Source organism: Arthrobacter sp. zg-Y1143, from assembly GCF_030125565.1.
Classification (GTDB): Bacteria; Actinomycetota; Actinomycetes; order Actinomycetales; family Micrococcaceae; genus Arthrobacter_B.
The window spans coordinates 53,995-66,728 of record NZ_JASKLW010000004.1 but is presented as its reverse complement, the minus strand read 5'-3'; the positions used below and the strand labels follow the sequence as shown (position 1 = coordinate 66,728).

Below are 12,734 nucleotides of genomic sequence, written 5' to 3'. Positions count from 1 at the left end.
CTCCCCTACGAAGTTTTCAGTCTAACAGGACAAGGTCCGCTTCGCTGTCTACGTCCCGCCCGTCGGCCAGGTCCGAGCAGTCAATTAAGTCCATCAGGTCCGGATGGGCGGCCAGGAAGTGCCGAGCTCCGGTATCGCCTGCATCGCCGTCATCAGCGGCTTCACCGGGTTCAAGGCTTCGGGCCGCCAGCGCCGCATCGAACAGCACCGGATGGCCGCGCCGCAGCCGGTCCGATCCCGGATCACGGTAACCCGCGGCGGTGATCCGGCCTGGCCTCCCGGCGGCCAGGAGCCGGGCGACGACGGCGGCGGTCAGGCCCGGCTGATCCACCAGGGCCACCAGCACCGCCCCCGGACACAGTGCCAGGGCTGCCGCAACGCCGCTGCGGTAGCTGGTACCCATGCCGCGCTGCCAGTCGGGGTTGAGCACCGGGCGGGCGTCCTGCAGTCTGGCCGCGGCCAGGATGTCTCCCCTGCCGGCGCCGAGCACGGCCAGTACCGTGGCGCACCCGCCGTCCCGCAGCACCCGCACCTGGTGTTCAATCAGGGGTCGGCCACGGAACGGCAGCATCGCCTTCGGCCCCAGCCCCAAACGGGTGCCGGCACCCGCGGCAAGCAGCACCGCCGTCGTCGTTCCTGTCATTACCCGGCCACCCCCTTTCCAACACGCGGTTAAAGCAGGCAGCCGCCGGACCGGAGGAGGTGCGGCGGCAGGGAGAAGGCGCTTAGCCCTCGCAATCCTTGCAGTAGGCCAGGCCGTTCTTTTCCACGGCCAGCTGGGAGCGGTGACGGACAAGGAAACAGGAGTTGCACGTGAACTCGTCTTCCTGGGGCGGCACTACCCGCACCAGCAGTTCTTCGCCGGAGAGGTCAGCGCCGGGCAGTTCGAATCCTTCGGCCGCTTCGGCTTCATCGACGTCAACTACGGCAGACTGCTTGTCGGTTCGCCGGGCCTGGAGTTCCTCGATGGAGGAGGTAGTGCCGGCATCTTCCTCAGTCTTGCGCGGTGCGTCGTAATCTGTAGCCATTTTCTCGGCTCACACTCCAAATCCGTTGTTGTGTTCTTTCCGGGCACTCGATACTAGCCGAACATAACGGACGTACCGTTGCGCGCTATTCCCATTTCCGGTTCCGCAGCGCAATTTTCGCTGGCGGCTGACGGTTCCGAGGATCCGCACGCGTCCCACGCCTACCCAACGTGCCCGGCACCCTGCGGGTTCCGGAATACACAAAACGCAACGGACAGGCAGACTTTCGTCCGCCCATCCGTTGCGTTGTGCTGCGTTTGGAGCTGAGCCTAGGCCTCCGGCTGCGGCTCGGCCGGCGACATCTTGTGCTCGCCGCCGTTGGTGAAGGAACCGTTGGCTCCGGCCGCAGAGGACCCTGCTGCGGAGCCGGTGCTGCTGGTTCCGGTACTGCTGGAGCTGCTGCCGGCAGTGGATCCGGACCCGCTCGAGGAGCCCTTGACCTTGGAAGCAGCGTCCTTAGCGGCGCCCGTGACCTTGTCCTGCAGGCCCGGGGCCTTCTCCTTGGCCCAGTCGGTGCCGTGGGACACGGTGTCCTGAACCTTGGGATCGTTCCAGAGCTTCATCAGCTTCTCGCGGCCGCCCTTGGAGCCGGCCAGGTAGCCTGCACCCAAGCCGGCCAGGAATACAAACTTCTTAACCATGGTCTTCCTCTTCTCCCGCCCTCACTGGGCCTCGATAAGTACCGTCCATCTGCACCCTACCGTGCGAAACGGCAGGTTCAACAGCCAGCTTACTATTTGCCGGCTAGCTGAACAGACGGGACCGGATGAGGAACCGTTTACCTTCGGGGGCCTCCACGGAGAATCCGCTGCCGCGCCCGGACACCACATCCACGGTCAGGTGGGTGTGTTTCCAGTATTCGAACTGTTCCCGCGACATCCAGAACTCCAGTTCGTCCCCGTCCAGATCGAAGACTCCCAGCAGCACGTCAGCGTCCCCGGTAAGGAACTCCCCTTTCGGGTAACACATGGGCGAGGAGCCGTCGCAGCAGCCGCCGGACTGGTGGAACATCAGCGGACCGTGCTGTTGCCGGAGGACGCGCAGCAGTTCCTGCGCTGACGGGGTGAGCGCCACCCGGGAGAAATCTTCCCCGGGCAGCGCCGCCGCGTCCAGAGTGGAGACAGGTGCGGAATCCATCAGTACCCGATCACCACCCGGCCATCGACACTGCCTGCACCCAGCTGGTTCACTACTGCTGCTTGCATGCTGGCCATTCAATCCTCAATCCGATCGGAGGTAGGGCGTAACCCAGCCTAGGCGGGCCGGCAGGTTCCTAGAAGAAGCCCTGCTTGTTTTCGGCGTAGCTGACCAGCAGGTTTTTGGTCTGCTGGTAGTGGTCCAGCATCATGGCGTGGTTTTCACGCCCAATGCCGGAGGACTTGTAGCCGCCGAAGGCCGCGTGGGCGGGATAGGCGTGGTAGTTGTTTACCCAGACCCGGCCGGCCTGGATATCCCGGCCCGCCCGGTAGGCAGTATTCCCGTCCCGGGACCACACACCGGCACCCAGGCCGTACAGCGTGTCGTTGGCGATGGCCAGCGCTTCCCCGTAGTCGGAGAAACGGGTCACCGACACCACCGGGCCGAAGATCTCCTCCTGGAAGATCCGCATGCTGTTGCTGCCCTCGAAGACCGTGGGCTCAACGTAGAAACCGTCGGCCAGGTCGCCGTCGAGGATCCGCCGGGAGCCGCCAGCCAGGACCTTCGCGCCCTCCTGCCGGCCGATGTCCAGGTAGGAGAGGATCTTCTCCAGCTGGTCATTGGAGGCCTGCGCGCCGACCATGGTGTTGGTGTCCAGCGGGTTGCCCTGCACCATCTGGGCAGTGCGGGCCAGGGCGTCGGCCATGAAGGAGTCGTACATGGAGTCCTGGACCAGCGCCCGCGAGGGGCAGGTGCAGACCTCGCCCTGGTTCAGGGCGAACATGTTGAAGCCCTCCAGCGCCTTGTCGTAGAAAGCATCATCGGCTGCCGCGACGTCGGAGAAGAAAATGTTCGGGCTCTTGCCGCCCAGTTCCAAGGTGACCGGAATGAGGTTCTGGCTGGCGTACTGCATGATCAGCCGGCCGGTGGTGGTCTCGCCCGTGAAGGCGATTTTGCGGATCCGGTTCGAGGAAGCCAGCGGCTTGCCCGCTTCCACGCCGAAACCGTTGACCACGTTCAGCACCCCTGCCGGCAGCAGGTCCGCAATAAGTTCCATCAGCACCATGATCGACGCCGGGGTCTGTTCCGCGGGCTTGAGAACGACGGCGTTGCCGGCGGCAAGCGCCGGAGCCAGCTTCCAGGTGGCCATCAGGATGGGGAAATTCCAGGGGATGATCTGGCCCACCACACCGAGGGGCTCATGGAAATGGTAAGCGGTGGTGTTGTCGTCGATCTGCGAGATCGAGCCTTCCTGGGCCCGGATGGCGCCGGCAAAGTAGCGGAAGTGGTCCACCGCCAGCGGCAGGTCCGCCGCCAGGGTTTCCCGGACGGGCTTCCCGTTGTCCCAGGTTTCGGCCACGGCCAGCATTTCCAGGTTGGCTTCGATCCGGTCAGCAATCCGGTTCAGGACCAGCGCGCGCTCGGCCACCGCCGTCTTGCCCCATGCCCCGGCGGCCTTGTGCGCCGCATCCAGGGCCAAATCGATGTCCTCCGAGGTTCCCCGAGCCACTTCGCAGAACGGCTTGCCGGTGACCGGTGAAACGTTTTCGAAGTACTGGCCTTTGACCGGGGCCACCCATTCCCCGCCGATCCAGTTCTCGTAGCGCGGTTTGAAGGTGACTTTGGCGCCTTCGGTGCCTGGCTGGGCATAAACACTCATCGTTGAGCTCCCTCTTCCGTGCGGTCAACCGTTGGACGGCGGCCGCGTGCTGGTCACAGGGGCGTAGCGGGCCGCCTGCGGATATTTTGAGGGTAGGCAGCACAACGTTGCATGTACGTTGCATAGGCGCGCTTCCAGTTACGTTCGGGCCTGGTATTGCCGGGCTGACGAGCCTGCGGATCTCCCCCATGGCCGGCCCCCAAGCGGGCCCGGCCGGGGAACGCCCCGTTCACGGTTCAGCCCCGGCTCACGGTTCATCCCCAGTTCACGGTCCAGCCCCAGTTCACGGTCCAGGCGCTCCAAGCGGGCGACGACGGCGGCCCTCCGCGGAGAGTCCGGCGGCAGCAGGCGCAGCAGAACAGCCCAGCCCTCGACGTCGTCCTCCGCTTCCTCCAGCTTGAGGTACTGGGCAAGCAGGTCCGGAGATGCGTCCGAAAGCATGGTTTCCCGCAGGACCGACGACACTTCGGCCCGGAGGCCGGACACAGCCGGAGCTTCGGAGCGCGGCAGCACCGGACCGGCATAAATGTTCAGCGCCAGGCGGTGGGCACCGTGTTCGAGGTAGCTGAGTACCTGCCGGGCATCTACCACCAGCTCCCGGGGCAGGCGGTAGGGCCGGGACTGGGGCACGAGCCCCTGCGGACCGTCCGCGAACCGCGCCAGCATGGCGCGCAGGCGCAGCATCTCGGCCCGGACCGTGGCTGGCGCTGCGGTCTCCGGATACGCCATGGCGGCCAACTCGTCGGCGGTGAGCCCCTGCGGGTTCAGCGCGAGCAGGGTCAGCAGTTCTGCGTGCCGGCCGCTGAGCTGCAGTGACGCTCCGCCCACGTTCAGGAGGGCATGGTCGCGGCCCAGGATCTGCAGGCTGTCACGGTACAACCCAGCGCGGACCGTTTCGAGCCGGCGCAGCCGCCGCCCGCTGCGGCTGCGCTCACGGGCTTCCAGCCGCTCGATCCGCAGGTGCGACTGGGCCGCGTCCACAGCGGCCTCAATCAGGGACAGGGTGTGCGGTGCTACGGCGGCCACGCCCCCGGTAATATCCACGACGCCGATTACCGTCCCCGAGTCCGGGTCCCGGACCGGAACGGCAGTGCAGTTAAAGGAATGGACCCTGCGGTTGAAGTGCTCGGCCCCGGCAATCTGGATGCCCGTTCCGCCGGCTAGTGCCGCGCCCGGGGCGCTGGTACCAATGGACGGCTCGGACCAGTCGGTGCCCGGCATGAAGTACATGCCCTCCGCGCGGCGGCGCAGGTCCTCGTCCCCCTCCACCCACAGCAGGCGGCCGTGCTGGTCCCCCACCGCCACCAGGAGCCCGCTGTCCGCTGCAGGCTGCACCAAGAGCCGCTGGATTACGGGCATCACCACGTGCAGCGGGTGAACCTTCCGGTACTCCCGCAGTTCGTCCGGTTCAAAGGCCAGGACAGGAGTGTCGACATCGGGGTTGCGGGAATAGCCGAGCGAACGCTGCCATGACTCGCGGACTGGCTCGCGCAGGAGGCTGGGTACCGGGCGGCCCGGGCTCAGCTGCTCGTGGGCGTGCAGGGCGGACTCCTGCCCGGTGACGCCAGCCGAAGTATCCACCGCTCCGCCTATCCACTCTGATTGGGAGAACCGCCGCAGGAAACCCGCGGGCCGGATGGTGGCAAGAGTACCTTCTGGGCCCGGCGGGCTCCACTGGTTTCCACCGCGTAACTTATTCCTGTGCTCCGGCCGGTCGCCGTGGGTCCAACGTCGCCGTGGGTCGGGCGGGGATGCGGGGCCGTCGCCGGCGTCGTCGTCGCCGTCGGGAGCCGGCGGGTTGGCCGGCGTCGCCGTCGTCGTCGTCTGGCAGTGCACAGGGACGCGCATAGACAAAGGAGGGCCGCAGTCCGGCTGGACTGCGGCCCTCCTTTGCGGCCGGCTGGGCCGGCGATTCGCTTATTCGCCGCGGGAGATGCGGGTCATTTCCTCGCGGTCAACCACCTTGACGCGCTCGCGGACGAGTTCGGCAGCAGCCGAATCCGGGTGGATGTAGGAGGCGCCGAGGCTGCGCTCGTAGGCATCCAGCTTCAGCCAGCCCTCCCAGGTGGTGTACTTGACGCCCCGTTCCTCCAGCAGCTCGATGATGGAGGAGGGATCCGGGTGCGAGGCGGCGGGAAGGTTCAGCCGGTCCTCGAGCAGGAAGCCGATGGTCTCCAGCGCATCACCCTTGGTATGCCCGATCAGGCCCACCGGGCCGCGCTTGATCCAACCCGTGGTGTAGATGCCCGGGACGGGGGTGCCGTCTTCGTTGATGACGCGGCCGCCCTCGTTCGGGATCACGCCGCGGCGCTCGTCGTAGCCCACCTCGGGCAGCTCGGAGCCAAAGTAGCCGATGGCCCGGTAGACGGCCTGGACGGGGTAGTCGACCATCTCGCCGGTGCCGCGTACGTTGCCGGTTCCGTCCAGTTCCGTACGTTCGAACTTCATGCCCGCAACCTTGCCCGGGTTCGCGGCGTCGTCGTAAATCTCCACGGGGCTGTGCAGGAAGTGCAGGTGCAGGCGGCGGGAGGCGCCGGTGTCCTGCTCCTCCACCAACCAGTTGGTCAGGGTGTTGACCATGGTTTTGGTCTGGTTGTTCGTGCGGATCTGCTCATCAGAGCCCTCGTCGAATTCAAAGTCCTCGGGGTAGAGCACAATGTCGACGTCGCGTGAGTGCGAAAGCTCGCGCAGTTCCAGGGGCGTGAACTTCACCTGCGCCGGGCCGCGGCGTCCGAAGATGTGCACATCCGTCACCGGGGACTTCTTCAGGCCCTCGTAGACGTTCGCCGGGATCTCCGTGGTGAGCAGGTCATCGGCGTGCTTGGAAAGGATGCGCGCGACGTCGAGGGCTACGTTGCCGTTGCCAATCACGGCAACTTCCTTCGCGTCCAGCGGCCATTCACGCGGAACGTCCGGGTGCCCGTCATACCAGGAGACGAAGTCGGCTCCGCCGAAGGAGCCTTCCAGCTCGACGCCGGGCACGTTCAGGGGTGCGTCCTTGATGGCGCCGGTGGCGAAGATGATGGCGTCATAGAAGTGCCGGAAGTCCGTCAGCGTCAGGTCGCGTCCGTAGTTGACGTTGCCGAGGAAGCGGATGTCGCCGCGGTCCAGCACCTTGTGCAGGGCGTTGACGATGCCCTTGATCCGCGGGTGGTCGGGTGCCACCCCGTAGCGGATCAGGCCGTAAGGGGCGGGGTACTGGTCGAAAAGGTCAATGCTGACCTCAAAGTCCCGCTCGGCCTTGGTAAGGATGTCGGCGGCGTAAACACCGGCGGGGCCTGCACCGATAATGGCGACCCTCAAGGGACGCTGGGGGCTCTCCGCGGCTGGGTTAGTCACTGATAGTCCTTCTTCTCTTCGAAAGATCCGTAGGTGCGCAATTAACACACAGTTATTTATTCTAAATGCCGGGTTCCCCGCCGTCTAAACGGTTGCCCAAAGGCAGGCGGGAATAGGATCCGGGACTGGTGTGTTGATGCCCACGTGCCTTTCTCCAAGCCTGTCCCCGCCCTCCGCGGCGTGCGTAACGCCGAGCCCGACGCCGCACCCGCCCGCACTAACGTTTCTGCCGGTTCCTCAGGTTCTGCCGGGACTGGCCGCGAGAATCTTCCCGGCATCCTGTTTGGTGTTGCCGCCTATGGCCTCTGGGGGCTGCTTCCCCTGTACTTCATGGTGCTCAAGCCCGCCGGAGCGGTGGAGATCGTGGCCAACCGCGTGGTGTGGTCACTGGTGTTCTGCGCCATCCTGCTGACCGTGATGCGGGCATGGAAGCCCATGCTCGCCGCCGGCCGCAACCCGCGCATCGTGGGCACCCTGGGTGGAGCTGCCCTGCTGATTGCCGTGAATTGGCTGACCTATTCCTGGGCCGTCCTGAATGAACACGCCGTTGAAGCGGCACTGGGCTACTTCATCAACCCGCTGGTTTCGGTACTGCTGGGTGTCCTGGTGCTCAAGGAAAAGCTCCGCCCTCTGCAGTGGGCGGCCATGGGCGTGGGCTTCATTGCCGTCCTGGTGCTTGCCTTGGCCTACGGAAACATGCCTTGGATCGCCCTGGCCCTGGCGTTCAGCTTCGGGTTCTACGGACTGGTCAAGAAAGGCATCGGCTCCCGGGTCGACGCCGTTTCCAGCCTCACCATTGAAACCGCCGTGCTGACCCCGATTGCCGCCGCCGTCATGGTCTGGCTCGGGGTATCCGGCGCCGCCACGCTGACCACCAACGGGCCGGCTCATATGTGGCTGCTGATCGCTTCCGGCGTCATCACCGCCGTCCCCCTGATCTTCTTCGGCGCCGCTGCCCGCCGGCTGCCGCTTTCCACCGTAGGACTGCTGCAGTATCTGGCCCCCACGCTGCAGTTCATCCTCGCGCTAACCGTATTTAAGGAAGCCATGCCGCCGGAGCGGTGGGCCGGCTTCGGGCTGGTGTGGCTGGCACTCGTGATGCTGACCGTCGACATGATCGGCGGACCCCGGCGCAACCGCAAGCTGCGGGCTGCGGCGGCTGCCGCGTAGGAAGGCTGCGGCCGTTGCCGTGTGTGGGAAGGCTGCGGCCGCTGCCGCGTAGGAAGGCTGCGGCCGTTGCCGTGTGTGGGAAGTTGGCTGCGGCCGCTGCCGCGTAGGAAGGCTGTCTGGGCGGGCTCCGAAGACAGGCCGCGTGCAGGACCACTGGTCCGCCCGCAGGACCACAGGTCCGCCCGGCCGGCGACTAATCCTCCACAGGGGGGCGTTCTGTTCCGGGGCCGGGAACTTCGTTCCCACCGCCAGAGGACCGTGGTGTGTGCTGTGCCGCTTTAGGAGAGGCTGGTTCCATGACGGCGGAACCGGTGGAGCAGGCGGTGCGAGTGGCGCACTCCTCCACGGTGCACGGGACGGAGCTGGTTTCTGACGCCGAGGCGCTGCTCGAGGCGGCTCGCGGGCTGAGCGAGTCAATGGCCAATGACTGGAAGCTTGTGGACCTCGAGGAGGCCGTCGAAGCTGCTTCCGTCATTGAAGACCTGTCACGCATCACGCAGTACCTGCAGGTCGTCGTGGCCGGCACGGTCGACCGGCACCGTCCGGCCGACACCTATGGTGTCTCTTCGGACGAGCAAGCCGCGAGCGGAAAAGGCACCAACATTAGACGCCGCTTCCGCGAATTCCGCAGTACCGCCGATTTCCTTCGGGCCCGGCTGCGGATCTCGCGGGCCGAAGCGAAGCGCCGGCTGGGTCTCGCCGCTGCGATTCTGCCCACGAACACTCTCACGGGCCGTTCCCTGCCACCTTCCTTTCCAAGAGTCGCCGAGTCATGTGCCGATGGTGTCCTGTCTGCAGCAGGTGTCGAACTCATCGTTCAGTCCCTGGAAGAGGCGCAACCACGGTTGCAGCCGGATCTGCTCGATTCCATGGAGAAGCAGTTAGTCGAGGTCGGGGCCCAGCAGGATCATGACTTTCTGCTCCGCACTGCACGGCATTGGCTCGCTCTCATCGACCAGGAAACCCCGCCCGGGGAGGAAGAACTCGCACGGTTCCAAGGGATTTTCGCTGGCCGTCGAAGGAACGGCCTAAACCATCTGCACGTCTACTGCACGGACGAACAGCATGAGGCCCTCACAACCGCGATGAACGGCGGCGCGAACCCCCGCGTCGCTGCCCGCGAAGTTCCTTCGGCCGGCATTACGCCGTCGGATACTTCCTCGCGGCCGCCGGAACCAAGCCGCCCTCAGCAACTGCTGGAAGGACTTTTGGGGGCAATCCGAGCTGGCCTCGCTACCGGCGGGATGCCCGCTTCAGGCGGTCTGCGCCCGCAGGTGATGGTGACTATCAGCCATGACGCACTGGTGGCAGGACTAGCTACCCGTTCCGAGGAAGGCACCCCTCCGTCCGATGGCACCTACAAATCCTTCCCAATCCCTGGAGCAGCAGCCTTCTCCGGCCCAATCCGCACAGAAGAGGTACGCAGGCTTGCGTGCGATGCCGATCTGATCCCCGCAGTGTTGGGGTCGGCGGGCCAGGTGCTGGACTTAGGCAGAGCGACACGGTTGTTCCCTCCGCACCTGCGCAAAGCCCTGCATGCGCGCGACCGCGGCTGTACGTTCCCGGGGTGTACTGTCCCCGGGCCTTGGACGGAGGCACACCACGTCACCTTCTGGGAGCGCGGCGGGGGTACCAGTATCCATAACGGAGCATTGCTGTGCTCGTTCCACCACCACCTGATTCATCAGGGGAACTGGCAGGTGTCGATGCAATCCGGCATTCCCTGGTTTCGGCCTCCGGCCTATGTGGATCCGGACCGGGAGCAGCTGAGGAACACCTACTTCCACCCGGAGGCAGGTTCCCAACCCGGTTCGGTAAATAAACGCCGGGTTCGGTGAATAGACCCCGGGTTCGGTGCATAAACTTCGGTGAATAAACACAGGAACGCCGCAACCGGGGGGAGTTGCGACGTTCCTGCGGACTGTGGGAGTTCCAGAGGAACTTTACGAAAGTTCCGCCGGAACCGGTTCAGCGACTCCCTTTCGCAGTGTTTCACCGCGGAAGAACCCCGGATTGGCCTTGTACATGATGAGCATCAGCACCGCTCCGAGAAGGATTACGCCCATGCCCAGGACGAATACCAGCCCAACCCCGGCCACGGAGGACCCGGAGCCGTAGGAGGCGTCCATGGAGTCACTCGCGGTCTTGAAAAACATGACGAACAGGATCACTCCTCCCAGCAGCGGGGACAGGAATTTCAGCAGGAAGCTGCGCACCGAGCTGAAGGCCTCGGCGCGGAAGAACCAGACGCAGGCGAGCGCCGTGATGCCGTAGTAGAAGCAGATCATCAGGCCCAGGGCGGTGATGGTGTCCCATAGTGCGTTCTCGGAGACCACCCGCGTGAAGGCATAGAACCCTGCTGCTGCCAGCGCGGCCACCACCGTGGCATACCCCGGAGACTTGTGCGCCGGGCTGATCCTGGCGAACTTGCCGGGAAGCGCCCGGTAGTGCCCCATCGCGAGCAGCGTCCGGGCCGGTGAGACGAAGGTGGACTGCAGCGACGCAGCGGAGCTGCTGAGAATGGACAGGGACATCAATATGGCAAACGGCCCCATGACCGGACCGGCCAGGACGGCAAAGATGCTCTCTTGGTTGTCCGGATTGCCGGCCCCGAGTTCCCCCTCCCCCACCCCCGCGAAGGCAAGGGTTGCCAGGGCAACCATCATGTAGATCAGGACAATCACGAACACAGTCACGGTGGCTGCCCGCCCCGGGGTTTTGTCCGGGTTGCGGGTCTCCTCGTTCATGGTCAGCGTCACGTCCCAGCCCCAGTACACAAAGATGGACAGCGATACTCCGGCAGCGAATGCGGAAAAGGACTCCACGGCGAAGGGGTTGAACCAGTCGGCGGTAATGGCGGTGGCATCAAAGGCCGTTCCGTTAGCCACGTGGATGAACGCCGCCACGGAGAACCATCCCAGGACCAGCAACTGGAAACCCACCAGCACGTATTGGAAGGCCTTGGTGGTTTCGATCCCCCGGTAGGAGATCCAGCAGGCACCGGCAATAAACAGGCAGGTGGTGAGGATGTTCAGCGGCAGATTGGTGGTCAGGTCCGCCAGGGAGTCGTTCCCCGTGACCTGTGCGACCAGCAGATAGAAGAAGTCCACCGCCACGGCCGCCAGGTTGGACAGCACAATGATCGTTGCTGCGATCAGACCCCAGCCGCCCATCCAGCCCACCCATGGCCCGAACGCCCGGGTGGCCCAGGTGAAGGACGTGCCTGAGTCCGGCATCGCGTTGTTTAGTTCGCGGTAGCCCAAGGCCACCAGGATCATGGGGATGAACCCGACCAGGAAGATCGCAGGGAGCTGGACACCCACCTCGGACACCGTGGGGCCCAGGCCGGCGGTGAGCGTGTAGGCGGGGGCTATGCAAGAGATGCCGATGACGACGGCGCCCAGCAGGCCCACGGAGCCGGATTTCAAGCCCTTGCGGCTCAGGCCATTTCCGCCTTCGTCTCCGCGGGCGGGCACTACTGCACTGCTGGAGCTCATTGGATCTCCTCTGTTGTGTGTTGTGGACCGCCGGCAGGATGGGCCCCGTCGTCGCGGGGGATAACCACCATGGGTACGGGAAGGCTGCGAAGTACCTTGCTGGCCGTAGTGCCCAGGAACAGCCGGTGGTTCTGGGCCAGCCGGCTGGAGCCGATAAGCATGATTTCGCCCTTGTCGAAATCCAGTTCGTCAATAGCGTTTTCGATGGTCCTCCCGTGGGCTACCACTGCGCTGACGGGACAGCGGCCGCCCGCGAGCGCTTCCGCTTTGGCCTGGACGGCCTTGGCATGGCGCGACGCTTCCGCCATGGCTTCGTCTTTCCCGGCCGGCGCGTCCAGCGCCACCAGTGACACCAGCCGCAGCGGCAGCGAACTGCGTGCGGCTGCCTCCACCGCGGCGTCGAGCACGTCCTGCGCTCCGGGACGGCTGCCGATGCCGCAGGTGATCCGGGTCAGCGGCGCAGTACGGCTGTACCCCTTCGGGGCCAACGCGACCGGTACGGAGGAAGCATGGAGGAGGGCATTCGCGACGCTGCCGACAGTGAAGCGCTGGAAGATGCTGTTGCCGGCGGCACCCACCACTATGAGTCCGGCATCGAGATCCTCCGCAGCGTCCATGAGGCCCTGAGCGTCAGAGTCAGCCCGCCGGATCTCTGCATCTGCGTGGACATCCGCAGGCACCAAACCCAGGGCCTCGGTGCGCCAGGCCTCCAGCTGCTCGTCGAGCAGGTCGGTGTAGCCGCGTTCCGGGGGATAGACGGCGGTATAGGGCGAGGGTTCAGGCGCAACCAGAACCAGGTCCAGTCCGGCGTGCTGGGTTCGGGCCAGCACACCCGCGAGGTTCAGCGCATCCCGGCCCTGTTCATTGGCCGTGTATCCGACGACGTAGCGCACGGTGGTACCC

General features: G+C 65.4%; 11 protein-coding genes. 2 read left to right on the top strand and 9 right to left on the bottom strand.

Annotated features, from left to right (window positions below):
- Positions 1-16: 16 nt before the first annotated feature.
- From QNN98_RS04365 to QNN98_RS04335, 7 genes are all read right to left on the bottom strand, one after another.
- Positions 17-643, bottom strand: a complete 627-nt coding sequence (locus QNN98_RS04365) for a nucleotidyltransferase family protein (protein ID WP_283996378.1) — start codon at positions 641-643, stop codon at positions 17-19.
- 82 nt (positions 644-725) lie between these two features.
- On the bottom strand, positions 726-1,028 hold the full coding sequence (locus QNN98_RS04360; RefSeq protein WP_227912721.1) for a DUF4193 domain-containing protein: 303 nt from the start codon (positions 1,026-1,028) through the stop codon (positions 726-728).
- 269 nt (positions 1,029-1,297) lie between these two features.
- Complete coding sequence (locus QNN98_RS04355; protein WP_227912720.1) at positions 1,298-1,669, bottom strand: YtxH domain-containing protein; 372 nt, start codon at positions 1,667-1,669, stop codon at positions 1,298-1,300.
- Between the two features lie 103 nt (positions 1,670-1,772).
- Positions 1,773-2,165, bottom strand: coding sequence for a DUF779 domain-containing protein (locus QNN98_RS04350; protein ID WP_283996377.1), 393 nt, complete (start codon positions 2,163-2,165; stop codon positions 1,773-1,775).
- Positions 2,166-2,301: 136 nt separating this feature from the next.
- Positions 2,302-3,825, bottom strand: coding sequence for an acetaldehyde dehydrogenase ExaC (gene exaC / locus QNN98_RS04345; RefSeq protein WP_227925180.1), 1,524 nt, complete (start codon positions 3,823-3,825; stop codon positions 2,302-2,304).
- A gap of 138 nt (positions 3,826-3,963) precedes the next feature.
- Positions 3,964-5,406: a GAF domain-containing protein gene (locus tag QNN98_RS04340; protein WP_283996376.1), complete on the bottom strand. Its 1,443-nt coding sequence runs from the start codon at positions 5,404-5,406 to the stop codon at positions 3,964-3,966.
- Between the two features lie 336 nt (positions 5,407-5,742).
- Positions 5,743-7,164, bottom strand: coding sequence for an FAD-dependent oxidoreductase (locus QNN98_RS04335; protein ID WP_283996375.1), 1,422 nt, complete (start codon positions 7,162-7,164; stop codon positions 5,743-5,745).
- Between the two features lie 144 nt (positions 7,165-7,308).
- Between QNN98_RS04335 and rarD the strand changes: the two genes are divergently transcribed.
- On the top strand, positions 7,309-8,334 hold the full coding sequence (gene rarD / locus QNN98_RS04330) for an EamA family transporter RarD (RefSeq protein ID WP_442860700.1): 1,026 nt from the start codon (positions 7,309-7,311) through the stop codon (positions 8,332-8,334).
- A gap of 296 nt (positions 8,335-8,630) precedes the next feature.
- A complete protein-coding gene (locus QNN98_RS04325) occupies positions 8,631-10,172 on the top strand; it encodes an HNH endonuclease signature motif containing protein (RefSeq protein ID WP_283996374.1) in 1,542 nt (513 codons plus the stop codon).
- A gap of 105 nt (positions 10,173-10,277) precedes the next feature.
- On the opposite strand, the gene QNN98_RS04320 is transcribed toward QNN98_RS04325, so the two are convergent.
- The gene (locus QNN98_RS04320) at positions 10,278-11,831 is read right to left on the bottom strand and encodes an APC family permease (protein WP_283996373.1); all 1,554 of its coding nucleotides are present in this window, start codon (positions 11,829-11,831) and stop codon (positions 10,278-10,280) included.
- On the bottom strand, positions 11,828-12,724 hold the full coding sequence (locus QNN98_RS04315; protein ID WP_283996372.1) for a universal stress protein: 897 nt from the start codon (positions 12,722-12,724) through the stop codon (positions 11,828-11,830). The genes QNN98_RS04320 and QNN98_RS04315 overlap by 4 nt, the downstream gene beginning before the upstream one ends.
- Between the last annotated feature and the right edge of the window lie 10 nt (positions 12,725-12,734).

Bases quoted from the DNA above. Each gene is read 5' to 3' on its own strand.
- exaC (WP_227925180.1), bottom strand. From the start codon at position 3,825: ATGAGTGTTTATGCCCAGCCAGGCACCGAAGGCGCCAAAGTCACCTTC.
- QNN98_RS04360 (WP_227912721.1), bottom strand. From the start codon at position 1,028: ATGGCTACAGATTACGACGCACCGCGCAAGACTGAGGAAGATGCCGGC.
- QNN98_RS04355 (WP_227912720.1), bottom strand. From the start codon at position 1,669: ATGGTTAAGAAGTTTGTATTCCTGGCCGGCTTGGGTGCAGGCTACCTG.
- QNN98_RS04320 (WP_283996373.1), bottom strand. From the start codon at position 11,831: ATGAGCTCCAGCAGTGCAGTAGTGCCCGCCCGCGGAGACGAAGGCGGA.
- QNN98_RS04325 (WP_283996374.1), top strand. From the start codon at position 8,631: ATGACGGCGGAACCGGTGGAGCAGGCGGTGCGAGTGGCGCACTCCTCC.
- QNN98_RS04350 (WP_283996377.1), bottom strand. From the start codon at position 2,165: ATGGATTCCGCACCTGTCTCCACTCTGGACGCGGCGGCGCTGCCCGGG.
- QNN98_RS04365 (WP_283996378.1), bottom strand. From the start codon at position 643: ATGACAGGAACGACGACGGCGGTGCTGCTTGCCGCGGGTGCCGGCACC.